Annotated in this window: 22 protein-coding genes; 12 read left to right on the top strand and 10 right to left on the bottom strand. The window is 66.6% G+C overall.

Annotation, left to right across the window (positions count from 1 at the left end):
• Nucleotides 1–61 precede the first annotated feature (61 nt).
• From ACIF6F_RS30120 to ACIF6F_RS30105, 4 genes are all read right to left on the bottom strand, one after another.
• Nucleotides 62–1,051, bottom strand: a complete 990-nt coding sequence (locus ACIF6F_RS30120) for a hypothetical protein (protein WP_399953767.1) — start codon at nt 1,049–1,051, stop codon at nt 62–64.
• A 222-nt stretch (nt 1,052–1,273) separates the two neighbouring features.
• Nucleotides 1,274–1,468 (bottom strand): hypothetical protein, encoded by a 195-nt coding sequence (locus ACIF6F_RS30115; RefSeq protein ID WP_399953763.1) that lies wholly within the window; start codon nt 1,466–1,468, stop codon nt 1,274–1,276.
• Between the two features lie 135 nt (nt 1,469–1,603).
• A complete protein-coding gene (locus tag ACIF6F_RS30110; protein WP_399953760.1) occupies nt 1,604–2,038 on the bottom strand; it encodes a hypothetical protein in 435 nt (144 codons plus the stop codon).
• Between the two features lie 108 nt (nt 2,039–2,146).
• On the bottom strand, nt 2,147–3,385 hold the full coding sequence (locus tag ACIF6F_RS30105) for a helix-turn-helix domain-containing protein (protein ID WP_399953757.1): 1,239 nt from the start codon (nt 3,383–3,385) through the stop codon (nt 2,147–2,149).
• Nucleotides 3,386–3,794: 409 nt separating this feature from the next.
• Between ACIF6F_RS30105 and ACIF6F_RS30100 the strand changes: the two genes are divergently transcribed.
• From ACIF6F_RS30100 to tyrS, 9 genes are all read left to right on the top strand, one after another.
• A complete protein-coding gene (locus ACIF6F_RS30100) occupies nt 3,795–4,604 on the top strand; it encodes an HAD family hydrolase (RefSeq protein ID WP_399953754.1) in 810 nt (269 codons plus the stop codon).
• Nucleotides 4,535–5,620 carry an alcohol dehydrogenase catalytic domain-containing protein gene (locus ACIF6F_RS30095; RefSeq protein ID WP_399953751.1) on the top strand — a complete coding sequence of 362 codons (1,086 nt, stop codon included), beginning with the start codon at nt 4,535–4,537 and terminating at the stop codon, nt 5,618–5,620. Before ACIF6F_RS30100 ends, ACIF6F_RS30095 begins: the two co-directional genes overlap by 70 nt.
• Before the next feature lie 17 nt (nt 5,621–5,637).
• Nucleotides 5,638–6,789 (top strand): hypothetical protein, encoded by a 1,152-nt coding sequence (locus tag ACIF6F_RS30090; RefSeq protein WP_399953748.1) that lies wholly within the window; start codon nt 5,638–5,640, stop codon nt 6,787–6,789.
• Complete coding sequence (locus tag ACIF6F_RS30085) at nt 6,783–7,685, top strand: radical SAM protein (RefSeq protein ID WP_399953745.1); 903 nt, start codon at nt 6,783–6,785, stop codon at nt 7,683–7,685. Before ACIF6F_RS30090 ends, ACIF6F_RS30085 begins: the two co-directional genes overlap by 7 nt.
• On the top strand, nt 7,682–8,698 hold the full coding sequence (locus ACIF6F_RS30080) for a hypothetical protein (protein WP_399953742.1): 1,017 nt from the start codon (nt 7,682–7,684) through the stop codon (nt 8,696–8,698). The genes ACIF6F_RS30085 and ACIF6F_RS30080 overlap by 4 nt, the downstream gene beginning before the upstream one ends.
• A 16-nt stretch (nt 8,699–8,714) precedes the next feature.
• Nucleotides 8,715–9,416, top strand: coding sequence for a class I SAM-dependent methyltransferase (locus tag ACIF6F_RS30075; protein ID WP_399953739.1), 702 nt, complete (start codon nt 8,715–8,717; stop codon nt 9,414–9,416).
• Between the two features lie 5 nt (nt 9,417–9,421).
• On the top strand, nt 9,422–10,516 hold the full coding sequence (locus tag ACIF6F_RS30070; protein WP_399953735.1) for a hypothetical protein: 1,095 nt from the start codon (nt 9,422–9,424) through the stop codon (nt 10,514–10,516).
• Complete coding sequence (locus ACIF6F_RS30065) at nt 10,513–11,412, top strand: glycosyltransferase family 2 protein (RefSeq protein ID WP_399953732.1); 900 nt, start codon at nt 10,513–10,515, stop codon at nt 11,410–11,412. Before ACIF6F_RS30070 ends, ACIF6F_RS30065 begins: the two co-directional genes overlap by 4 nt.
• 109 nt (nt 11,413–11,521) lie before the next feature.
• Complete coding sequence (tyrS, locus tag ACIF6F_RS30060) at nt 11,522–12,925, top strand: tyrosine--tRNA ligase (protein WP_399953730.1); 1,404 nt, start codon at nt 11,522–11,524, stop codon at nt 12,923–12,925.
• A 72-nt stretch (nt 12,926–12,997) separates the two neighbouring features.
• Here tyrS and ACIF6F_RS30055 read toward each other — a convergent pair whose 3' ends face one another.
• Entirely contained in the window at nt 12,998–13,495 is a 498-nt protein-coding gene (locus ACIF6F_RS30055) for an NUDIX domain-containing protein (protein ID WP_399953727.1), read from the bottom strand.
• A 412-nt stretch (nt 13,496–13,907) separates the two neighbouring features.
• On the opposite strand from ACIF6F_RS30055, the gene ACIF6F_RS30050 reads away from it, so the two are divergent.
• Nucleotides 13,908–14,990 carry a PQQ-binding-like beta-propeller repeat protein gene (locus ACIF6F_RS30050; protein WP_399953723.1) on the top strand — a complete coding sequence of 361 codons (1,083 nt, stop codon included), beginning with the start codon at nt 13,908–13,910 and terminating at the stop codon, nt 14,988–14,990.
• A gap of 165 nt (nt 14,991–15,155) precedes the next feature.
• A complete protein-coding gene (locus ACIF6F_RS30045; RefSeq protein ID WP_399953720.1) occupies nt 15,156–15,959 on the top strand; it encodes a class I SAM-dependent methyltransferase in 804 nt (267 codons plus the stop codon).
• A 204-nt stretch (nt 15,960–16,163) separates the two neighbouring features.
• Here ACIF6F_RS30045 and ACIF6F_RS30040 read toward each other — a convergent pair whose 3' ends face one another.
• Nucleotides 16,164–17,015, bottom strand: coding sequence for a phosphoadenosine phosphosulfate reductase (locus tag ACIF6F_RS30040; protein ID WP_399953717.1), 852 nt, complete (start codon nt 17,013–17,015; stop codon nt 16,164–16,166).
• Nucleotides 17,016–17,317: 302 nt separating this feature from the next.
• On the opposite strand from ACIF6F_RS30040, the gene ACIF6F_RS30035 reads away from it, so the two are divergent.
• Nucleotides 17,318–18,211, top strand: coding sequence for an IS5 family transposase (locus ACIF6F_RS30035; RefSeq protein ID WP_399953850.1), 894 nt, complete (start codon nt 17,318–17,320; stop codon nt 18,209–18,211).
• Between the two features lie 43 nt (nt 18,212–18,254).
• Here the strand turns inward: ACIF6F_RS30035 and ACIF6F_RS30030 are convergent, their stop codons facing one another.
• Genes ACIF6F_RS30030 through ACIF6F_RS30015 form a run of 4 tightly spaced genes read right to left on the bottom strand, consistent with a single transcriptional unit; the run spans nt 18,255 to nt 24,245 of the window.
• Nucleotides 18,255–18,650, bottom strand: a complete 396-nt coding sequence (locus tag ACIF6F_RS30030) for a contact-dependent growth inhibition system immunity protein (RefSeq protein WP_399953714.1) — start codon at nt 18,648–18,650, stop codon at nt 18,255–18,257.
• 44 nt (nt 18,651–18,694) lie between these two features.
• On the bottom strand, nt 18,695–19,531 hold the full coding sequence (locus tag ACIF6F_RS30025) for a phosphoadenosine phosphosulfate reductase family protein (protein ID WP_399953711.1): 837 nt from the start codon (nt 19,529–19,531) through the stop codon (nt 18,695–18,697).
• On the bottom strand, nt 19,528–23,136 hold the full coding sequence (locus ACIF6F_RS30020) for an ATP-binding protein (RefSeq protein ID WP_399953707.1): 3,609 nt from the start codon (nt 23,134–23,136) through the stop codon (nt 19,528–19,530). The genes ACIF6F_RS30025 and ACIF6F_RS30020 overlap by 4 nt, the downstream gene beginning before the upstream one ends.
• A gap of 2 nt (nt 23,137–23,138) precedes the next feature.
• Complete coding sequence (locus tag ACIF6F_RS30015) at nt 23,139–24,245, bottom strand: DUF4007 family protein (RefSeq protein ID WP_365134248.1); 1,107 nt, start codon at nt 24,243–24,245, stop codon at nt 23,139–23,141.
• Nucleotides 24,246–24,288 lie beyond the last annotated feature (43 nt).

Below are 24,288 nucleotides of genomic sequence, written 5' to 3'. Positions count from 1 at the left end.
TCAAATGGAACAGAGGGGGTAAGTCAGGTGCATGCCAAGGTCCTGCGCGCAAAGTGACCCGTCAGCGGGGTGAAGCGGCGTGGGGCGGGTGGGCGCGGGCGAAGGACAACGACTCCCGACGGGCCCGCAGCAGCAGCAACTTGCCGCTGTCGGGGCGGTTCGGGTCGTCATGGACCGACGCCCAGGGCTCGCGTGCGGCATAGGGGCCCACGGCGGTGAATACCTCGGCGGCTTCGACGAAGCGGTGGCCGGCCCATAGGCCGTATGCGAGGTGGTGCAGGTCCGTCACCGAGCGCGGCGCGGGATCCGGCTGCCGGAACCAGTGATGGAACGCGGTGAGCGAGTACCGGATCGTCGGCTCCTCCGCCCACTGCCGCCGCCACAGCGGTTCGGCCCGATCCCGCAGCGACTGCCGACGGCACTGCTCGACCAGCGCGTACAACGGCAAAAGCAACAGCGGCGACCCCGCCGGAGACCACGAGGCCACCCACCGACCGAAGTCGAACACCGCGGCCAGCGATGCCGCCGGCGGAACCTCGCGGGCCAGCATGAACTGCAACACCCGGTGAAAGGCCTCCCGGTTGTACGCGTCCCGCTGGTTTACCCCATGCAGCAGCCCCCATGGACCGGTCGGCAACATGGGTTCTGTCGAATGGTCCCGGTGCTCCCGACGCACCTGGCGCCCATCGAGCTGGGCGAGAGCGAGTAAGCACACCCAGGGCACCGGATCCAGCGGTCCCCGGTGCGCCGCCACCAGCGCCGCCTGCCGCGCCGCCTCCTCCAGCGCCGCCGCACTTGCGTGCCGCTGCTGATGAGCCCGCAGGGCCCGTTCCACCCACACGCGCGCCCGCATCACCTGCGCGTCGTAGCTCTCCGGCTCCTCCGACAGCCACACACCGACCACGTCCGACCGCGCGGCCGTGACAGCCAGCACTTGCGTCCGCGCCGTACGCAGCCCCCAGCGGTCACCAGTGGCTGCCAGCAGATCGCGCGCCGGCCTCCACCGGCCCGCCTGCAATTCGACCAAGGCGAAACCGAGGGCCTCGTCCACGCCGGCGGGGTGATACACAGGGCGCATCAGTGTGCTCCAGGGAAGCGACCACCGGCGGAGGCCTGCGGCAGGGAAGGCGGAGACCGTAAGAGCTCGACCATGCTGCGGGGTAAGGGCACGGATTTCTCGATCATCGGATGATTCCTCGGTAGGTGTGGCCGGTCGAGTCAGGGAGTACGGCCGTGGACGGAAGGGCGCACTGGGACACCTGGGGCGACTGGTCTATAACTTCAGACCGCTGATCAGGCGGGCGGCGCTTGTCACGGCCTCGGAGATCGCGGGTGCGAGCGAGGAACTGGCTAGATAGAACCCGAGGAGGGTGCAGACCGCAGCATGCCCGGCCTTCAAGCCGCCCTTCTTGACGAGCAGGACGACGACCACCGTCAGCAGTACGACAGCGGAGACGCTAACGGCCACGGGACGCCCTCCAGCGGACCTGCGCTCGCACCGGGAGCGGCTGCGGTGCCGCCCTGACCGGGCCGCTGGGTATCTTCGGGATGGGCAGGACCGGGGTGGCGCGCGGCTGCAGATCGGGGGAGTTGTGGCAAGGCATCACGCGCTCCGGGAGGGGCCGCGTAACTGCCTGCGCGCCCGGCCGATTGCCCTGCTCAGGGCAGCTGCGCGGGTGAGGACTCGCGGGCCGGCGGGCAAGGAATGCCAGTGCAGTCCGGGCGGGTCGGTGGCCTCAAGGGGCGGCACGACGAGGTGGCATCGCGAACCCAGTGCCACGGTGTCCGGCTCTTGCCAAGTGGCGGCGGTGCCCACCGGCACCAGCAGGCACATGCGCAGTTCCGTGCCCTCGTCGCAGAGGATCACCGGGCCGATGGGCTCGCCCTCCGCTTGAAGGATCTCGATGGCGCGTCGGCCGACGTCCTCGGACACTCGAACCACGTCCCACCACTGTCCGGCCGGGCAGACCTCGGGGTCGTCACCGATGGGCATCCAGCGGGGCGGGATCCCGAAGGGAGAGGGACGGTCCACGGACATGAAAATGGTCTCCTCACAAAGGCTGGTGAGAAGACCATTCCATGTGGCCAGAGCCGTGCACGGACAGATTGTCTGTGGGGGAGTTCCCTGAACTGCCTTACAGGAGAGCTAGGTTGTGATAATGCCTGCCCACCTTCCGAAGGCCGTGAGTTCGGCGGAGGGATGCGTGTCCAGGCGCAAGAGTGCTGCTGAGGTCTCTCGGGCTGACGGGTGGAAGCGCGTGTGGTTGGGGGCGACCTTCCGCGCTCGCCGGAGGTCGGCGAAAGCGCCGCGCCTGTCGCCGACGGCCAGCTTCGCTGAGGCGACGTCGATGAAGTGGTGGCTCGATCGTTCCCCCACGGTCGAGGCCGGCGGTGTCCACTCCTGTCCCGGTGCATCGGACCACTCGGTGAGACGCGCGAGGGCCTGCTCCACGTCCCCCATATCTATAAGGGCGTGCACCTCGTGAATGCGGATGTTGGTGGGCCCGAATGACATCTCGTAGGCGAGGGAGTCGCGGTTGCCGGCCAAGCGCGCGACGCTCTCTGCCTCACGGAGGTATGTGTCAGCACCGTCCGGGTTGTTCTCCCGGGCCTCCAGCACGGCCAGCTTCAGCAGGAGGGCGCCATCGACGGCGAGGGCATCGTTCGTGTACGAGTGTTCCGGCTGCATTCGCTCGAGCTCGTGCCGCAGGGCCAGCAACTTGCGGCGTCCCGGTGCGTAGGCTCCCTGCCGCAGCATCGCCCCGACGACGAGGTACCCGGCAGTGAACTGCATCAGGGGGTCACCGGAGCGGTCGGCAGCCCAGCGGACGCGCTCCAGCGCCGTGCTGGACAGGTCGTGGTGTCCCAGCTTGTGCGCAAGGGAGTTGACCGCTCGGTAGGCGCGGGCGAGGTGACCAAAGGCCTTCTCGCGCTCGCCGTTGGTGCCGCTCAGGGCGATGTGCGTCAGTTCAGTAATGACCGCCGGGAGAAGCGGGCCCATGGGGGCGTAGCGGGCATCGCGGCGGAGAGCGGCAACCTGATCTACTTCGGACGCAAGTACGGGCAGCGGCCGTGGGGCGATTTCCAAGTCGTCCGGGGTGTCGTAGCACAGCATGATCCGGCGCAGCTCGGGGATCACGGCGTGTACGCCGTCTTCGGACTCGGGTTCCCCGTAATAAGGCTGCCCGGTCAGGACCTCGGGCCCGAAGTGCAGGGCCTTCGCGAGCGCCAGGACCAGCGAGGGCGACGCCTTGCGCGCACCGGACTCGAGCTTCTGCACGTAGCTGGGTGAGATGGCGACTCTTTGAGCCAGTTGGGCGGCAGACAGGTTCCGTGTCTTTCGGGCGATACGGAGACGGTCTCCCAACGTCAGGGTTTCACTCATGGGCGGAACAGTCCCTTCGCGACGGAGCACTCTGTCCAGCGTACGTTCGATGTCCAGCTCCGCGACGAGCTGCGGAAAGAGTTAACTCCCCCGCCACCTCATGGCGGAGCCCCACCGACGGTCCGGGGGCCATCCAAGGCAATTGCCGATTTCGCCAGTCAGTGCACATTTCATCCCAGATGCGCAGCCGAAGCTGAGCCTCGGCTACTACACCGCATATGACTTTCAGTCAATAGTTGCGCAGTAGATCGCTGCGGACAGTTTGTCCGCTGTCCGCGCCCTCGCCGGTGGAATCGTCTCCTGACAACGCGCCCCCTGCCCGCGCCCCGTCTCCTCAATGACAACGCGGTATGCCGGCGCTTCTGTGCCCCCGTACAGGCATGCCCGACACAGGAGAGGGAGTCTCGACTTGCGCTACCTGGCCACGATGTCCTCGAGCTGCGAGTCGCTGTCGTCGCAGTTGTCCGCCGCTGTGACCGGTCAAACGGGGGCGGCTCCCCACCGTTCCGACAACTCGCAGGCAGCGGACCGCCCCGAAGCCCTGGTGCTTGACCTCTTCGGGACTCTTGTCGCGGCTCCGGACATTGCCGAACGCAGCGTCGCAGTGGCCGAGCTTGCCTCTGCCCTCGGCGTGACGGCAGGGGCCGTCGAGGCAGAGCTCTCCGCGAGCTGGCGGGTACGGCACGACGGGGAACTGCGATCGGCCGCCGCTGTCGCTGGCCACCTTGTTGAGAGGTGCAGCGCTTCCGCGGACCGCACGGCCCGTGCAGCATCGGTGCTCCGACGGCTCGCAACTGCCCGGCTGCGTCCGGACGAGTCGGTCTGCAGGGCGTTGGCCGAGCTCCAACGCTCGGGGCTGCGTCTGGCACTGCTCAGCGACGCCTCGCCGGACATCGCGGAATGCTGGAGCGAGTCGGCGCTGGCCTCCTACTTCGAGGTGGCAGCGTTCAGCTGCTGGGAGGGCGCGGTGAAGCCAGCCCCCCGTCTCTACGGCGGTTTGCTGGCGCGGCTCGGAGTCGCCCCGGCCAAGGCCGTCTACTGCGGCGACGGCGGCGGGGACGAGCTGGCGGGGGCCCAACGGTTAGGGATGCGGCCGTTACGGGTGTTACGCCGAGGTGGAGCACACCGCCTCGCTTTCGGCGAGACACCATGGTCTGGGGCATCGCTTCCCAGCGTCGAGGCTCTGCCTGTGGCCTTGGCCAGTGGGTGGTCCGTATGAGCACGGCGGCACGTGCCTGGACGGTGCGAGACGGTGTTCCTCGATTCGTGGAGGCTCGGTTCGCACCCGGCTCGGCGCCTTGCGGTACCGGTCGAGGTACGGCGTTGGTCCGAGTCCGTTACGCCGGTGTGTGCGGCAGTGACGTTCCCAAGCTCCTCCCCACTTGGCGTGGCTCCCTGCCCACGCCTTGGTTCCCCGGACACGAGATCGTCGGCAAGGATGCTCGGGGCGACTGGGTCAGTGTCGACCCCCTGATCACATGCCACTCATGCGGTGCATGCCAATCGGGACGTACACACTTGTGCCGCGATCTGCGGCGCGTCGGATGGGATCTGCCCGGCGGCTTGGCCGAGCTGGTCCAGGTGCCGGAGTCCAGCATCGTGAAGCTCCCGTACATCCGAGATGCCGCGCACGGCATTCTGGCCGACCCCATGGCAGTTGCCCTGCACGGCATTCGCTGCGGACTGGGGGCGCGGTCCGGGCGCCTCGGCGTTATCGGGGCCGGAGCCCTTGGGATCTGCACGGCGGTCTGCGCAGCCTCCACCGGGTGGGATGTCCACCTTGCGGTCCGATCCGCCGCCAGGCATCAGGAGCTGCAACGAGCCCTCGCCGGCCCGCGCCTCAGCGTGCACCACCGCGCTCTACCTTCGTGCGACGCGGTCGTCGACACCGCCTCCGGGTACGACGATTCCCCATTGCTCCAGGCCGTGGCATCGGTCCGGGACGGGGGCACAGTGCTCGTCCAGAACGCCTATGCACCGAACGTCACCCTCTCCCTCCCACTACGCGACCTCTTCCGTCGGTCAGTCACCCTGCGCGGGTCCTTCTCATACTGCCGCGGCAGCGGCCACGACGACTTCCGCGACGCACTTGCCTTCCTTACTCACGGCGGTGCTTGGGCTGACCTCTTGACGCGCGACCGGTATCCGCTGCCCGAACTGCCGCGAGCGCTCGCGGCGCTGGGCCGTCAGGACCACTGCCGCCCGCTCAAAGTCCTGCTCACTTCGAACACCTAGCTCCAGGAGCCACGCTCATGACCGTCTCCATCCCTCCGCTGATCCACAAGATCAATTCACGTGCAGAGATTGACCCGCATGAGGTCCACGACGGCATCCTCGCGGTCCTCGAACTCCCCGCCGGCCATACACGCGACGTGATGCTCGGCAGCGTTCTGACCGGCCTGCTGTTACGCGGCCCAAGGATTGGAGAGGTCGAGGCGGCCATCCGCGCCGCCACGCACCTGGACCGCGCCGCCTGGGACTTCCACCAGCCGCCCGAGGGCGTTCGCTTCGTCGGCTACACCGGCAGCGGAAAGAAGACCTTCAAGACCATCAACCTGAGCTCGACCGCCGCGCTCGTCGCAGCCACCGGTGGGGCACACATCGCCAAGCTCGGCTCACGCAGCGCATCCTCCAAGACCGGTTCCCGGGACTTCATCGACCTCGTTGGCGCGAACGCCGAGACGGTGCCCCAGAGGGAGATGGTCGGTATCACGGCCGAGTGCGGGTTCGGCTTCTTCTCCATCGAGCACCGGGTGCCCGAGTTCGACCGCCGCTACGGCGGCAGGTTCCAGGCGGTCCATGCCCTGAGCTTGGCCTTCCCCGCGCTGCTGAGCCCGGTGGTCTGCCCCGCGTACGTCTACGGGCTCTCCCACACCGCGGTCCGCGTCTCCGCGCAACTTCTGTCCCGGCTCGGGCTGCCGGATGCGACCGTCGTCAACTCCTCCGACGACGCGACGCTTCAGGTAGACGAACTCCTGCCTGGAACCAAAGCCCGTGCCTGCCGGATCATCGATGGCCAGGAAGACCGCACCCTCGCCGACGACGTTATGCGCGCCGCAGCGTCAATGCCCCGCCACATGGGCTGCATCTCCCAGCACGCCGAGCCTCACGTGAACGTGGCGGCCGCGGTCCGTGTCTTGGCCGGCCAGGACACCTCACCCGCGCGGGACGCAGTCGCCCTCAACGCAGCCTTGCTTCTGCTGACGGCCCGGGTGGTCCCGACGTTCCAGACCGGACTCGACACCGCGCTCACCATCCTCCATAACGGCGCCGGGCTGGACACGCTCCTGTGCTTCGTCCGCCTCACCGGCGGGTCGCCCCGCACGCTCGACGCACTGCTCCGCCAGGTCCCGCCCTCCGGCTTCGCAGTCAAGGCACCCATCGAGGAGAAGGCTGCATGCTGACCGGCGAGGAACTGGGCATCATCCACCTGGTTCTCAACACTGACTGCAACGCATGGGACCTGGCCCCCACGCCGTCCTCCCCGGGGGTGTGCCGCTTCTGCTACCGCGAGCGCAACCGAGTCAAGGCCGACCCGGACACCGTCGTCCGTGTTATCGACGGCCTCCGACGCGAATCGGAGGCGCGCCGGATCGTCTTCACCGGCGGCGACCCCGTGATGCCGTACGAGAACCACCTGGAGCTCGCCCTCCGGCACGCCCACTCCGCCGGCTTCGAGACGAACCTGCACACGAACGGTCTGCTCCTGAAGGAGCGCTACCCCGAGATCCGCGAGCACGTATCCGTCTACTCCCTGGCGATCGACGGCCCGGATGCGGAGACCGCCGACTGGTTCCGCGGACAGGGCTACTTCGACTGCTTCCAGGCCAACACGGCCATGCTCACTTCCGACCGGCGGCGCCTCGCCTTCAACACCTTCACGACGGCGCACTCCATCCAGACCCTCCAGGACTTGGCCCGGTTCATCACTGATCTGGCCGGCTCCACCCAGGTCGAATACTGGCTGATCTCCCAGTACCGGCCCATCGGCCGCGCCAACCCCCATAAGGCGGAGATCTACGGTTACGGACGTGAGGACTTCCTCCAGGCCGTGAACGATGCCCGTGCCCTCGTCCCCGACATCCCTGTCTTCGCCCAGCCGACACGCGCCCCGCACGATGCCTACCCGTTCCGGGTCTGGGTCCTCGCGGACGGCACTGTCACAGCTGACCTCGGCAGCGTCTCGGCACCGCGCAACGCCGTGCTCGGCAACCTCCTGACCGACGGCTTCGAGTCGCTCGTCCGCCGCGCCTTCGCGCTCCGCGCAGACGCCTCCTCGCATCTGGGAGTGACCTCATGAAATTCGACACCGCCTATTACGAGAATGTGATCGACCAGCACCGCTACGAGCGCCTCGGGCTCGGCGCCATCGACTTCGCCCTCGCCGGCATGAGCCCCGACGACCTGCGCACCAAGTGGGTGTGCCACACCGGTGCCCGCGAGTTCGCCAAGGCGGTAACCTCCGGCCAGCCCGCGATCGTGACCACCGGTGTAGGCCTCGGCGGCCCTCCCCACGCCGGCACGGTGTTCCAGCTCTTGCGCGCGATCAAGCTCCAGCAGGAGGGTCTGGACGTGCAGATCGTGCTCGGCGATCTGGACTCGTACAACGCGCGCCGAACCCCCCTGGACACCGTGCGCCGCATCGCGGACCAGTACGAGGAATTCGTGCGCGGGCTCGGATTCGACGAGGACCGCGGTGTGCTGCGCCGCCAGGAAGGCCACACCGACGTGCTGGCCACCGCCTTCCTGCTCTCCCGCCACCTCGACGACGCAGACTTCCAGTGGGCCGAGGAGGACCTCTCCGGCCTCTACCGCAGCCACGGCGTCTTCGATCACCTCTCGTACGGCATGAAGCAGGCGACGCTCCTCATGGCCGCCGACTTCGTCCAGCTCCTCTCCGAGGGCCGGCACGTCCTGGTCTCCCTCGGCGTCGATGAGCACAAGTACGTGGCTCTCGCCCGCCGCGGAGCGGAACGCTGGGGCCTGCCCGCGGACCGCCTGTCCGGCATCTACACCAAGATGATCCCCGGCCTGGGCGGTCTGCCGAAGATGAGCAAGAGCATCCCCGGCTCCGGGATCGACGCCTCGATGCCCGGCGAGGACATCCGCGCCCTGCTCGCCGCCGACAGCGACAACGCCCCCGAGGACGACGGCTCAGCCCTGCTCCAGATGTACGCCTGCCTCCCCGAGGTCGACGGTCTGGCCTACGACCGAGCGGCTGCAGCACGCCGCAACAACGCCCCCGAGTGGCAGGTGCTCCGCGAAGAGCTCACCGAACGCCTGATCACCATCTTCTCCCTCTGGCCGAAGTAACCGAAGGAGCTACCCGATGCACACTGCTCCCGCTTTATCCAGTCGCCCCATAGGCGACGCCGACTCGTACTTCATCAGGAACGGCTACCTCAGCCGCGACACCGTGGAGTACTTCGCCGATGAGACGGACGACGTCACCGTCTGGCAGCCCGACGTCTACCCCTACGCCGCAGCCCGAGCGGAGGAGCTCGGCCGTGACGTATTGATCGACATCGGCTGCGGCCGGGCAGGCAAGCTGGCCACTCTGGCCGCGGCGCGTCCCGAGTGGACCTATGTCGGCGTCGACTTCGGCGAGAACCTCCGCTGGTGCCGCGAGAACCACGCCTTCGGCCGGTGGGTCGAGGCGGATCTGGAGTCCACCCGCGTTCTCCCGATGGCCCCCGCCCTCATCCGCCGTTCCGTTGTGGTCTGCTCCGACGTCGTGGAGCACCTGCTCAATCCCGGACCGTTGCTCGCGCTGATCCGCGGACTGCTCGCCGAGGGCTCCGCCGCCGCGGTTCTCTCCACACCCGCCCGCGAGTACCGCAGCGGCTACGACGCTCCCGGTCCGCCCCGCAACCCCAGCCACGTTCGCGAGTGGGCGAGCGACGAGTTCCAGGCCCTGGTCCGCGCCGCTGGCTTCGAGATCCACTACGCCGGGCTCACCCGCAGCGACGACGTCTCCCACGGCCTGTCTACGCAGCTGGTACTCGTCGGCCTCGGGCGGGACAACGGGTGACCACCATGACGGCAGCCACGCGCTCACAGGCCCTACGCGTTGTTCATTTGCCGGCCCGCACCCCGTACGCCCGCAAGCTGCACAGCAAGGACATCCTGATCCTCAACGAGACCGCGATCCGCTCCGGAGCCACCGTCCCCGCGGCCGTGAATGCGTCATGGCTACTCGCCCACACCCCGCTCGACTGGCTCGATGTGCTGCATCTGCACCACATCGACGTCGAGGACCTCCCCACTCTGGAGCGGCTCCTCGACGCCTGCGCCAGGTCCGGGGTCCGCGTCGTCTTCACCGCCCACGACACCCGCCCCATGTACGGGTCCGCGATGGAGTTCACCGCCCGGCTGCAGCTCCTGCTCGCCGCCGATGTGCAGTGGGTATGCCTGACGGAGAGCTCCCTCGTCGAGCTGGCCTGCCTGCTGGGAGACCGGCCTCCGGCAACGGTCATCCCTCATGGGTACGTCGTCCCGCCGGATGCACTGCTCCGCAGAGAGCGGGAGCAAGGCTCTCCCTCCGCCCGCTTCCTCATGTACGGGGCGTCCCGGGCCAGCCGCGACCAGCTTTCCCCGGTGATCAACTGGAGCCTGGGTGTAACCGACCCCAAGAGCACCCTCCGGCTCCTGCTCCGAGCGTTCAGCCCTGTTGACTTCGCCCCGGACAGCCGCATCCCTCTCCTTCTGGAGACGGCTCGCCACGATCCCCGGATCCGGCTGTCGATGCGCCCGTACCCCAGCGACGACGATGTGGTCGACGCCGGCCTCGCCTCAGACGTCCTCCTGCTCCCTTACCTCTGGGGCAGCCACTCGGGGCAGCTGGAACTTGCCTTCGACCTCAACCTGCTGCCGGTCTGTTCCCGCACCGGCCACCTGCCCGAGCAGTACCGCCACCACCAAGGGCTGGTGAGCGAGCCCGAGTGGTTCGACTGGTCAACGGGACACCCCAACCTCTTCGGCGAGCGCTTTCTCACCGCCGTCGAGAACGCCACAGCACGCATGGCCTCCTCCACATCGCGTGGTCTTGACCGCACGTTTCTCGACTACCGCGCCCAGGAGCACAAGTCCGTCATCGACGCTTACGCTCAGATATACGGAGGCGACCGGTGAACGACTTGCCTCGAATATCGTGCGTCATCCTGTGCCACAACTACGGGCGCTACCTCGACAGGGCCATCAGCAGCTGCTTGGAACAAGAGCCCGGGAGATACGTCCTGCACGAGGTCATCGTCATTGATGACGGATCCACCGACGAGACCGTGGAGGTCTGCCGTCGCTACGAGGACCGCGTCCGCGTAATCCGGCGCGAAACGAAAGGTTTCGGCCCCAGTCTGACTGATGCCTTCCGCCTGAGCAGCGGCGACTGGGTGGCCCCGCTCGACGCCGACGACTGGTTCCACGCGTCCAAGTTGCGAACCTGTGCCGACGCCATCACCGACGGCCGGCTCTTCATCGAGCACTGGGAGCACGTGGTCGACGTGGACGGACGCCCGTTCCTCGCAGAGCCACACCCCGGTGGAAACACCAGCACCCTGCTCGTACACCGGGAGGCGGCCCTCACCCTCCTCCCGGTCACGAACGAGATCTTCTTCCACGCTCTGCGCGAGGCCGGCCGTGGCCACACCCTGCGTGTCCCCTTGGTGTACTACCGACTTCACCCGCTTAGCATGACCGACCGGCACAACCGCGGAGTGTCACAGCTGTACCGGGCCGAGGTCTCCGCAGCCCTCGCCCGCCGACTGCGTGCTTTGACTGCCGACCCGCCGAGCTGGACGGCGCGCCGCGACCTCCATCGCATGTCCCGGCACTTCCACGCACTCGGCGCCGGGCACCTTGTGGAAGCACAGGTGCAACTCGGGTGCCGTCGCACATGTCTGCGTCCTCTCATCACCATGCTGATCGATACGGCCTGCTCCCGAGGCTCTTTCGCCTCATGGGGCAGGGCGATGTCGAGCGTCTTAACCGGACGACCGCAGGTATCCATTTCCAGCGATCAGGAACGGTGAAGCTGAGAGTGACTATTCGAATACGACGGCGTGAGCAGCGATGATAAAGTCGCCAACCAACCCACACTGGCACCAAGCCAGTTGTCAGACCCAGGAGCGTATAGGCACCATGAGCCGTCTGAGCGAGTCCGTCACCCGCGTCATGCAGATCCTCGAGGGATCGGACCTGGGCGCGGACTATACGGTCGCTCAGCTCCTGGAGGAGACAACAGCCCGGCGCTCTCTCGACCTCTCCGACCTCTCCCCTCGGGAGCAGGCGGCCCTGGTCGAAGGGCGCGCGATCAACATGATCCCCTCAGCCGAGGCACTCGCGGAGAAGATCACGTCCGCCCGGGCGGCAGGTCGTCAGTTCGTCATCAAGTACGGCATCGACCCGACATCCCCCGACGTACACCTCGGCCATGCGGTGCCGATCATCATCGCGAGCCGGTTCCAGCGCATGGGGCACCATGTCGTCTTCATCATCGGTGACGTCACCGCGAAGATCGGCGACCCGTCCGGGCGCTCGTCCGAGCGTCCCGCCCTCACCGACGACGACATCGCGCGGAACCTCAGCACTTACCAGCAGCAGGTGACGCCGTTCATCGACTTCGAGCGAGCCGATCTGCGCTTCAACGGCGAGTGGCTCAACAAGGTCAGCCTGCCCCAGCTCGTGGAGATCCTGGCCCGCGTGCCGGTGTCTATGTCCCTCCAACGTGAGGACTTCCGCACCCGGCTCGCGGAGGGACAGGGCCTGTCCGTTGCCGAGTTCGTCTACTCGGTCGTCATGGCCATGGACTCCGTGGCCATCACCGCCGATGTCGAACTGGGCGGGGTGGACCAGCTCCTCAACCTCCAGATGTGCCGCAAGGTCATGGAGATCTCGGAGCAGACGCCGGAGGTCGTCATCACCACCCCGCTCATCGAGGGCACTGACGGCACCGGTGCCAAGATGAGCAAGAGCAAGGGTAACTACATCGGCCTCACCGCCACCCCGGACGATGTCTACGGCCGCCTGATGTCCATTCCCGACCACGTAACCGAGCCGTACCTGAAACTGCTGACCGAGTGGACGGACGAAGAGATCCAGGTGGTCACCAAGCGGCTGGCCGACGGCACCGCCCACCCTATGGCGGTCAAGCGCATCCTCGCTGGCGAAGTCGTGGCTGCTCTGCACGGTCTGGACGCAGCCCGGGCTGCCCGCGCCGAGTTCACGGCCCGCTTCTCCAAGCGTTCCTTCGGCGACACGCAGAACCTCCCGGTCATCTCCCTCAAGGAGCACGCCGAGACTCCCCTGGGCGCTCTGCTCAGCCAGACGCTGGACTTCGCCCCTAGCCTCTCGGCTGTCCGGCGCATTGCCCAGCAGAACGGACTCCGCCTGATCGCCGAATCCGACGGCGAACAGAACGCCACGCCGCTCACCGAGACCGCCGTCCAGCAGACGCTGGCCGCGGTGCTGGCTCAGGCCAGCGCGGCCGATGGCACCGACCTCTACCTCAAGGCCGGCCGCAAGATCGCCCGCATCGATGCCTGACGGCAGGCTAGGCGACTCGACACCGCGGAGAGATACCGCCGGCAGCTGAGGACCTTGATTCGCCCCACCGATTCACTCGGTGGGGCGAATCGCTGTCTGCGTGGCGGGGACGGACGCGATCTGCGCGTCGAGCACGGCCGTGATGGCTTCGACGTTGCCAGCGGTGAACTCTGCCAGCTCCGGAGGCATCAACTTGATCTGCCGGATCGCCTCCGCGGTGAACGGGATCCGCACGACCTCGTAGCGGCCCCGCTCGGGCTTGTCGAACTCGGTGCCCGTACGTGCCGCGATGTCCATCCGCTCCAGACGCGCCGCGAAGATGTGCTGGACACCTACACCCCCGTCCAGCGAGTCGGTGATCAGAAACACCAGCTCTGCCCTGCTCAGCTTGCCGCCGAGCTCCTCGAATACCTCCCGGTGCAGGGCGTCCTCGATGCTCGCGTCCTCGTCCTCGACACCGCCGCCGACTGTCACCCAGTACGGTTCCCGCCCTGGCCTGGTTCGTTTGATCAGCACGAGCTCATCGCCGTGCCACAGGATGGCCCTCGCACTTCGCCTGGTGATCGACACTACTTGCACCCCTACGACTGCCGACGGGAGTGGCTTTCGCCTTGGACCACCCGACTGTTGAGGCGCTTCTTTCGGATCACCACCCACCAGATTCATGATGGTGAGGTGGCTTCGAGACGGCCTGGTTCGTACCGCACAGGCTCGCTGTCGGGTGGTTGGAGAACTTGCCGGTCTCCAGGGAGCCCAACCGCTATGGTCGTCGTGATCACGAAGATCACGAGCAGGGGGAGCGATGGGCCGGACCGGCAAGACGCGACGATGGGCCGCTGCTGCGGCCGGAGTGACGCTGGCGACAGCTGCGTTGGTCGCCTGTGGAGACGGCAGCTCATCGGATGCGAAGTCGTCCGGTAAGTCCGCGGAACCGTCCCATGCGACTTCCGGGAAGCCAAGCCGTCCGGCGTTCGACCCGCCCGTGCGCTTCGCCGGACCTACGGTCGACTTGCCGGACGCCAGCCAGCCGAGTACGACGAGCGGGGGAGCGGCACGGCCCGCGGTCACGCTTGCCGGCGGGGTCGCCTACATCACTGCTGAGGACGGACTGAAGGCGATCGACACCGAGACCGGTGCACCGCGGTGGGACGTGACCACGAAGTACGCGGCAGACAAGGGTGGGTTCGGAAGCAACCGGGCTGCCCCCCTCGTCTCGCCTGACGGTGCCACCGTGTACGCCGCCTGGAACAGGGATGTGAAGGGGCAAGGGACAACGCCGGACCGAGCCGTGATCGAGGTGCTGGCCGTCGAGACGGCCACCGGCAAGACGGCATGGTCGGCCGAGATCGTGGCCGCTCCCAGCTCCCGCGGGCTCGCCGCCACGGCCATCGGGGCCGACGAGATCCTCGCACCACAGGTCATCGGAGTCGACCCGGGCACAGCGCTCGTCACCGCGGCTGACACCACGTACGCCGTTGAACCCTCTGCGGGCACCGTCCGCTGGACGAAGCCCGACTTCCGTGCAGTGACCTTCGCTGACGGCGTCGTTGCCGGGGGTGAAAAGACGGGGTTCGGCGCGGGCAGGCTGCTGGGCGTTGCCGCGGCCACGGGTGAACAACGATGGACAGTGGCGGAGGCGCGGCAGCCAGCCGCCGCCGCGTCCCGGCTGCTGAGCGCAACCCTCAAAGACAAGACGCTCGTCGTGGATGCCGTCAGCGGTGAGCAGCGCGTGGCGCTCGATGGCAGCGGCTGGCGGTGCCGCCACGACGCCCAGTCCCTGGTGCTGTGCTCCAAATACGGGTACAGGGAGGCAGACCGCGGGATCACGGTGTTCGACGCCGCTTCGGTTCAGAAGCGGTGGGCCTTGCCCGACGGCTCCGGACGGAAGGTGCCGAAAGTCAACGGATTTTGGCACGGTGCCGTGTACGGGGAGGTGGGCGGCGAACCGATCGTCCTGGACGGCGCGACGGGACAGGATCGGCAGACTTCTGCCGGCGCGGCGCCGTACGAGATCGATCGGTATGGCGGTGTGGTGGGATCGACGTTCCATCGCGCCGCTGGTTAACAATGGCGGGTCCTGGAAGCGACACGATTTCCGGAATCCTGCCGCGAGCTGTAGCGCGGATGCTGGTTGCGACGGGAGCCTGTAGACCCCCAACCGGATCTTCTGCCCTCGCGTCGGCCGTGCCGCGGCCGGATACCCGCTTTGCCGACCCTACTCTCGCAGGGCATGAAGAGCATTGATGCCCGGATCACCGACTTCTACGCCGAGTACGACGAGGCGTCCCGGCTGCACGCCACAGCAGTCGGCCGTCTGGAGTTCGAGAGGACCCGTGAGCTATTGCGGCGTCACCTGCCCGTGGCGCCGGCCCGGGTGCTGGACGTGGGCGGTGGCCCCGGTACGCATGCCCGCTGGCTCACCAAGGACGGCTATGAGGTGCTGCTCGTAGATCCGGTGCCCAAGCACGTCGAGCAGGCCCGCGCGTACGCGCCGGGCTGTTCGGCCGAGCTCGGCGACGCTCGCGATCTAGCCTTCCCGTCCAACTGCTTCGAGGCGGTCTTGCTATTGGGCCCTCTATACCATCTGGCGGACCGCGCGGATCGCCTCAGGGCTCTCCAGGAGGCTTGCCGGGTCACGGTGCCGGGCGGCCTGGTGGCAGCCGCAGGGATCTCCCGCTACTCCCTGATGCAGGACTACACCGTCAGCGCGGGCCTGACCCCGGAGCTGCTGGCTGGCGAGGTCGCGCAAGTCATCAGCACAGGCTCCTACGACGGCAGCAGGGGGTTCACGGTGATTCACTTCCACACCGCAGCTGAGCTCGCCGAGGAGGCCACCGAGGCGGGACTCAATGGTGTGAGCGTGCACGGAATCGAGGGTCCGGGGTGGGCGTACGTAGTCGCGGCAGACCGCTATGCGAGCCAGAAGGTAGCAGGAGCGCTGCTCGCGGATGCGATCACGACAGCTCGCCTCGCCGACGAGCACTGCGCGCTCGTGGACGCCTCCTCGCACGTTCTTGCGGTCGGCACAGTCTGAGGCGCAGGGCTCGCCGGAGTCCGCTTCGGGGGACTGGACGAGTCGTCGTAGGGGGCGCGCGGGATGAGCTGGCACACTCTCGGGCTGTCGCATGCCATCCACCGACGAGCGGGTGCATGGAGCGGAAGTGGCCATGCGAGGCAGGGGCCGCGGCCCTCTCAACGACACAACTCGATCAACTTCAGTGGCAGGCTTGTGCAGCCTTTACGTCATGCACCAGCCGGAGTCGCAGTTACCTTCCCCGAGGTCGTCGCCAGCTGGAATCTGAATGGCAGTCCCCAGAGGGGTTCCATATCGTGTGAGGTAGACATCATCACGGCCCAGCGCAGCGCGACGAGAGTTGATGAACCTCTCCAGGTTCTCCGACTTGCTGAATAGCTCAGGCGCGAATTTTCGCTGGGCTCGCCATTCGTCGACAGTGTGAAATGGGCAGAAGAAGCACGAGCTCTTGGGGGGTACCGGAAGTCCGGCCTCTCTGATCAGTCGTATACAGTCTTCGCGACGTAGCCCGAGGTCGAGCAGAGGGTACGCGACCCTCTGATTGGGTTCGGATCGTCGTCTGTTTGCGCGATGGATCTCGTCGACAGATATTCCGATGCCGACAGTAGCGGGCCTGTCTGCTGATGCGCCATTGGTCTTGAGCCATTTGGAGATCACTTTGATCTTGAAGTCGCCTGTGCAATTGCGGCGCCCAGGAGCTCCATTGGCCATCCGTACAGGGATTGGTATGGAGCGCGCTTCTGGCCTGTGCAGCATCTGCCAAAGTGTCTCCGTGCGCCCATCTCGCCGTACCTTCTGCAGGATCTCTAGGGAGATGCCGTACTGCTGGGCGAAAGGGGAGGCAACCTCCCTGATGTATTGCAGAGTGTCTGGGTTCTCACTGTCGTCCCCGACGTTGGAGAACAAGAATGTGGGGAAGTCGATCGTTCCTTTTGCGGCTAGGGCCAGGAGAGCCGTGGACTGCACGCCGCCTCCATATGAGATGACCTTCAGTGCGCTCTGCGGCTCATGCTCGGAAATTGGGTCGAGGTCGTGTGTAATTGCAAAATCGGTCAAGTTGGGGCCCCTCCGCGGTCTCGGTCTGTACAACCAAACCCACGTATGAGGGAGAAGTCAACGATGAGTTGTATGGAGTTCTTGAGCTACTGGCGAGCCCGGTTATTCAGCAAATTTAGATCTGCCCTGGATGAGGCGGAGTTGAGGATCAGCAGGTAGAAATCTGGCGGTATGCCTTTGAAAGAGGCGCTTGGGGAAGGGGGAGACTGCTGAGGACCGTAGGCAAAGGGAAAGGGCCCTGCTGACTTCGGCATAGACCGAAATCAGCAAGGCCCTTCAAGGTGTGAGAACGTGTTTGAGATCTGCCGTGTCCCGTTGCTGAGGCATTCGTTGAGCCCGCTGTGACGGGTGTCGGGGGTGGGTATCCGTCGGACCTGACGGATGAGCAGTGGGCGCTGGTGGAGCCGTTGCTGCCGCCAGCGCGGGTGGGGCCGAAGGGCGGGCGGCGGGAGAAACATCCGCGGCGGCGGATCGTCAATGCGATCTTCTACGTGGTGCGGACCGGGTGCGCCTGGCGGCAGCTGCCGAAGGACTTCGCCCCCTGGCCGACGGTGTACTGGTACTTCACCTGGTGGCACGACGACGGCACCGTCGAGCGCATCCACGACGCTCTGCGCGGCAAGGTCCGTGAGGCCGACGGCCGCGATGTGGAGCCGAGCGCCGGGCTGATCGACTCGCAGTCCGTCCGTACTGCCGACACCGTCCCCGCTGCCACGAGGGGCTTCGACGCGGGCAAGAAGGTCAAGGGCCGCAAGCGGTTCATCGTCACCGACACCCTCGGCCTGCTCCTGGCCGTCCACGTTGTCGCGGCGAGCATCCAGGACCGCGACGGCGCGAAGCGGTCGCTGTTGTGGACCCGCCTTGACCACCCCGAGGTTCGGAAGGTCTGGGCGGACCAGGGCTTCGCCGGCCGTCTGGTCGAGTGGACCGCAGACATCCTCGGCCGTGACCTGGAGATCGTCCGCAAGGACCCTGGCCAGCGGGGCTTCCAGGTCCAGCCGAAGAGGTGGGCGGTGGAGCGGACCTTCTCGTGGCTCACCGCCCACCGGCGCCTCGCCCGGGACTACGAGGCCAGTCCGGCTCACTCGGAGACGATGATTCGATGGGCCATGATCGGCGTCATGGTCCGCCGGCTCACCCGGGGCCGTGCTGCTACGCGCCCCGGCCCGCGACCGCTCGTGCGGCAATCCTCCTAACGAGCCCGCCGGCCCCTCGCCGACGGCAGCTGCTGTCGCCGAGCTACCGAGACAGGAACCCCTCGATCTCGCGTTTCAGAGCCGGCGGCACGTCGGCCAACTCCGAGGCGATAGAGCGGACCTCCCGTCCAAGGCCGGGAAACTCGATCCAGACCCCCGTGCTCCTGGTGAGCACGGCGGCCAGCAGATCGCCCTCGTACATGTCGCCTTCTGCCAGTGGGTCAACCCGGAGGACTTCCACCGCCAAGGGCAGGAGATAGGCAAGGCCCACGTCCTGCCTGATCAGCAACCGCATGTCCTCGACCGTCAGGCCGCCAATCGGCTTGCGCCGAAGCTCACGCACGCTCGCCATCAGCCGGGTTTCGCCGCCCGAAGGGGCCGACCAGCGGTCGCGCTCAAGCTCCTCAAGGGAGCGGTCACGGTTCACGAATCGAGTCACCGCCCGATCGTCCCATGTCAGATCTCAAACGCGGTCTGAGAGCTCTACAGGTGGCACACGGCGCAGCCGGCCTCGTCGTCATCCTCGTCGTGGGCGTCAGCGAGTATCTCGAGTAGGGGGCGGTTCGGCTTCACACGCTTGGCTGCGCGGGCGAGCGCGGCCTGGTGCTTTTCCTCGATCTCGTCCCGGCGGGCGATCAGTTCGTGCAGCGACTCGCCCTGGGACCAGGTGTACTCGCGGCCCTGCATCGCAGTGCGCCGGTAGTTGACCTTCTCTTCGTACGCTATGGCCTTCTCGAACAGCTCCGGATGGCGGTCCTTGAGGCCCACCCACTCGTGCTTGCGCTGGAAGAAGCAGAAGTAACAGCCCGAGCGAGTGCGCCACTCGTAGTACGCCGGCAGACCGATGCCAGCTTCCTCGAGGATGCGGTCGACGCCGGCTCGGTCGATGCCGTCTTCCCGGAAGGGGAAGACCGCGGAGATGTTCGGCTTGGTGCTGACGTAGCCGAGGCGGTTCTCATCGGCGCGGATCGCGACGTAGGAGATCACCTCGTCATCGCCGACCCACTCCTCCAGGGGCTTGAGCTTCAGGTTCTTGGTGCACCAGCGCATCTGAGGGCTGGGCAGCGTGCCCTGGTAGACCTCGAGCCAGTGGTCGAAATCGCGGGTCGCGTTGAGTCGCACGATCGGCTTGCCGACGGCGGCCTCAAGGCGATTGAGGTACTCGTACGTCTCCGGCAGCTCGGCGCCGGTATCGCAGAAGAAGTACTCCATCTCCGGCACCCGGTCGCGCATGTGAATCGCGAGAGCAGAGGAGTCCTTGCCTCCCGACAGGCCGAGGACGTGGCGCTTCTTCCCCGCCGGGCTGTTGGTGTCGGTCACAGCATCTCCTTCGTCGTCGGGGCCGCGTCGGCGTCCTGCACGGCCAGGCGCTCGGCCAGGGCGGCGAGAAGGATTCGTGCGCCGTCGGGACCCAGTGCTTCTTCAGCCTGCCTGATGACACTGACAACGAGCTCGTCGGCCACCTGGCGGGACTGCTTGGGGACGTGGATGAGGGTGCGCTCCTCGGTCCCCTGAGGTGTGGTGAGCGTCAGCAGATGGGTGTCGATCTGCCGGGAGACGGTCGTCTCGTCCTTGGCCGCATCGGTAGCCGTGTGGGCTTCGTACAGGTGGCTCACACGGTCGAGAGCGCGGGCCACCTCCTTCACCTGCCGCGGGAAGGTCGCGGCGTCCTTGTCGGTCCAGTCTCCCAGAGCTCGGTTCGCCAGGCGGATGATGATCGGGTCGAGCCAGTCCTCGTCCGGCAGGCTCTCGTTGAGAACACGGGAGACGAAGCCCTGCAGGTTGAGCTCGAGCGGCGCGTTGGCGAAACCGAGCAGCCGTTCGGTGAGTCCGGCGCGAAGGCCGGTGATCTCGGCCGGCAGACGGAACTCGCGGCCGATCGTGGCCACGACCTCCTGGCGCAAGGCGGCGCCAGCACCGGTGAGATCGTCGAGCGCTGCCGTCAGGCTGGTTACGAACGCCTTAGCTGCCTCTTCGTCCCGAGGTGCCGTAGCCCCGATCGGCTCAAAGCCCAACGCCGCGGGCAGAGAGGTGAAGACCAGCTCGTCGGGGTCGGTGGCCTGAGAAAGCACGTCGCGGATCGCGAGTGCCTCGGCGCTCAGCCGACGAGTCTTCAGGGCATAGGGCTCCAGAACCATGACGCGCTCGAGCATCGCCCGAGTCACGCCGAGCAGCGCAGGGTTACGGGCGGCCCGGGAGCGCGGGGTATCGACATTAAGTGCCTTGGCCAGACTGTTGACGACGAGGAGGCGCTGCCCGCGGCCCGTGGGGGAAGCCTTGATCGTGAAGCGGTCCGGATACGGGACGTTGAGCCTCTCGACGATCTCCGGAGTGAGTCGCTGGCAGTAGTTGCCGTCCTCGAACAGGGCGACGTCCTGAGCCCGCAGGATGAGCGCGGTAACCACAAGGATCGGAACGACGCCAGCCTTGACACCGTAGGGCGGCGCCATGAGCTGCCGATAGATGTCGACGATCGGCGTGGCCTGCTTCGCGCCGGTCAGCGCTTCCTCGAGGGCTTCCCAGGCTTTGCTGATGCTGGGGTTCTTCTCGGGGTTGGGGCGCGACAGGCCGTGGGTGAGGATGCTGGTGGAGTCGGTGCCCGCCTCGGTCTCGCCAGCAGCCCGGTGCAGCCCCAGGTATTCCAGGACGCCGTGATACATGGCCCGCTCGGGGGTGTACTTCGACTTGTCGTATCCGAGCAGAGGGTTGCCGGACCGCTGCAGCATGGAGGTGAGTAGTTCGCGGCGGGCCCGGGCACCGTTGCTCGTGAGCTGGTGACGTCCAACCATCTCGTTGCGGATGTGCGGGGTGTAGGGGTACACCCGGTCGCATGCCTGGGAGGCCAGGTTGGCGTAGCTGCGCGCCTCGATGGGCTCGCTCTCGCCGCCGTCAACCTCAGTGCCCTTGTGCCACAAGTACCAGCTGGACTGCGGGCTGAGGGGGTTGAATGCCTCGTCCAGCAGCGTGCCGATGGTCTGGGAGATGTGTGCTGCGCGTTCCTCGATCTCACGGGCGGCAACGTGGTCGATGGTGTCATCGTCCAGGAGCTCTTCAAGAGCGACGAGGTCGATGCCAGCCTGCAGAACAGCTTCTGGGTTCTTGGTGGTGCCGATGAGTACGGGCAACGGTGATTGCACTACAGGACGGCTCTCGAGCGGTCCGAGGTGGTAGACGATCAGACCGTCGGCGGCGTCCTGGACAACCTGGGGCCCGGTGAGCTTCTCGCTCTTGTGGCTGACCGCAGTGGAGAAGTAGCGCAACATGCCGGTGCGCTGGCTGTGCCCGCCGGCCACGACAGCCGCAGGCAGCACAGTCCCGAGGTGCTTGCTGAAATAGCCCATGACGTCGGCCGGGGCGATACGGGTGGCGACCTCCCGAACACGCGCGTCGATGTCGACATCGGAGCCCTGCCAGACTCGGTATTCGTTGCTATAAGCGCGGTGGACGATGAAACCGTCGTCGACGAGCTTGTTCAGCCGCTGCTGCAGGGCGGTGTAGCGCTCAGGGTCGGGCGCGTCCGCCGGGTCGTGCAGCGCGAACTGAATCATGGACGGAGTGGCGCGCAGCAAGCCGTCGGCGTCGATGAGGTTCAGGATGCCGATCGCCTTGAGGACTTCCTGGTCCTCTGCGGGCAGGCCGTGGGCCTCGTTGAGACGGTTGTCGACCTCCAGCCAGCGGCCGGCGTTGGTCGAAGCAAGGATGGTGGTGCGGCCGGATGCGAAGAAGTAGTCGTAGAGCTGCGGCAGTCGAATGGTGCTTGCTCGCTCGGGTGCGTCAGACGACAGGGTGTCCACAGTCCGGCGGACTGTGTTGGGCTCGTCGCTGGCGAGGAAGCCGGTAAGGCTGCGGTCGTGCTGGCCGATCTGGGATGCGAGAAGCGGCGCGGCAACGGCGGTGAGTGGGTGCAGCGGGTAGACGCCAGCGAACGTCTCCGGGGAGATACTCACCACAGCGCTAAGGGCGTGATCGCTCCATGCGCGGGCTGCGGCCTCGGCCTGCATACGGATCAGCTCGAGACCCGGCTCTGCGACCCCCGTCAAGTCCAGGCGTCGACGCATCAGATGGATGGCATCGCCGAGGTTCGGAGCGAAGGTGATGTCTTCGAAGCGGCCCTGGATCTTGGCCCACTCCTGAGTCTGGATGGCGCTGGAGCGAGCCGCGTAATCGGTGAACGCGAGGTGCTGCAGGGTGAACATGAACAACCGCATGCCCGAGGGCCCAGCACCCTTTTCGGCAAGCATCTGCAGCAGGAAAACGTCGCTCTCGGCGCTGCCCGCGTCGCCGCTGGCGGCGAGGTATTCGAGCGTCTTGCCGAACTCGTCGATGATCAGCAGGAGGGGGTGCCGGTCACACAAGATGGTGACAGCATCGATGATGCTCTGGGTGCTCGGCACCTCGCGCTCCGCGCATACGGCCAGCGCTTGAGCGACTTCTTTGGGGACGCGCTTCTTCCACTTGCGATCTACCGCGGTCTGCAGCGCCCGGTACACGGTGGCAGCTAGTGGTTCGCGGCGAGCGGTGGCGACCGCACCGAGGAAGCCAGCCTTGTCGGTGAGCTCGTCGCGTACCCGGGCGAGCCGAGCTGCCTGACCGGGGTTGGTGGCCCTGACCGCAGCCTCGGCCTCGCCGCGGCGGGTTTCGTCGTGGCCAAGGAAAGCGTCAAAGAGGTTCGAAAGGGTGGACTTGCCGGATCCATATGGACCAGTGAAGGACCAGGCACGGGTACGGCGGAGATCCGCCACGGCGTTCGTGACGCGATCAAGGACATCGAGGGCGCGGACCCCAACGTAGGGGTTGTTGAGGTGCTTCTCGTAGACGTCGCGCTCAAGATTGGTCGAGCGCAGTTCGGAGCCCACCAGGGTGATACCAGCAGGGAGTTGCGCGGCAGCAGCCTGGTGAGGGCGTCGGTTGGTCTTCGTCTCCATGGTTACGCGTTCTCCTCGATCAGGTCCAGCGCCTCGACCTGCTGCGGCTGCTTCTTGCGCGTCCGCTTCGGAGCGTCGCCATCAAGTCCGGGGTACTTCTTGGTCCATTCCTGGGGGGTGGGAAATCCCTCACGCTCCCGGACACGTCCGTAGTGCGCATCAAGAATGTCCCAGGCCAGCTCCAGTGGAGCCTTGGAGAAGGCGAGACTGCCCTGGCCGAGAGTTTCGACGATCTGCAGGTCCGGGTGGTCGCTAACGAGAGACTCGATGGCCTTGGTCAGTTCGGGCTCCCGCATACGGAAGGCGCGGCCTGGGGATCCCGGGTCCTGGGCGAGCCGGGCCAAGGAGATGGAGCCGGCGTTCTTCGAGAACCGCGCGGCGAAGTCCAGGCAGGCATAGGCCAGTACGGGCGCGGGGAGATTTGAGCGGGATCCGTTGGTGAAGTACCAGGTGCGGTCCCTACCCTTGCCTTGGCCTTCCAGCAGGCCGAGCTCACGGAAGGGGGACATGAGGAGGTCTTCGAAGCTGCCGGGGGATAGTGGGTTGAACTCCTGGTCCAGCGCATACATCTTGATCATGCACTCCACGTCGCGCGAGATGGACTCCCCTGCAGGCCAGTCCTTCTCCTCGAAGTTCTCGTGGATGGTGCGCGTGATGAAGCTGGTCATCTCCGCCGAGGTGACCCTGGAACGAGGCGAGTGGTTGAAGATCACGTACCAGCTCGGAACCCAGCACTTGGCCTCAGGCTCGCCCGACAGCAGCCACCAGTGGAGCAACCACAGACTGCCGGTGTCCTCGAGGTAGGGGTCGGCTCCCTCCTCGTCGAGCAGCCACCGGGCACGCCACGTAGGGGAAGCGGCCATGGCGCGGTAGGAGGGGTCCTCGTGAGCGTGTTCTTGAGTGAGTTTGAAGGCCTTGGACCAGTGCCGCATGGAATGGACCATGTTCTTGCCCACGCCCAGCAGGACCGGGGCGTCCTCGCGATGAAAGATCTCCTTATCGGTTTTGACCTGCATGTACGCCTTGTGTAGCCAACCGAAACGCGGGGCAAACGTCTCGTGGCGCCCGAAGGAGAGTTCCACGGCTTCAGGAAGCCGGCTGTCTGACATGCGAGGGGCCTTTCAGTGAACAAGAACGAGAGGGAGACGTCTA

This window comes from Streptomyces sp. NPDC086023, assembly GCF_044540325.1.
Taxonomy (GTDB): Bacteria; Actinomycetota; Actinomycetes; order Streptomycetales; family Streptomycetaceae; genus Streptomyces.
The sequence above is the reverse complement of the archived record's forward strand: the minus strand, read 5'-3'. Positions and strand labels throughout refer to the sequence as shown.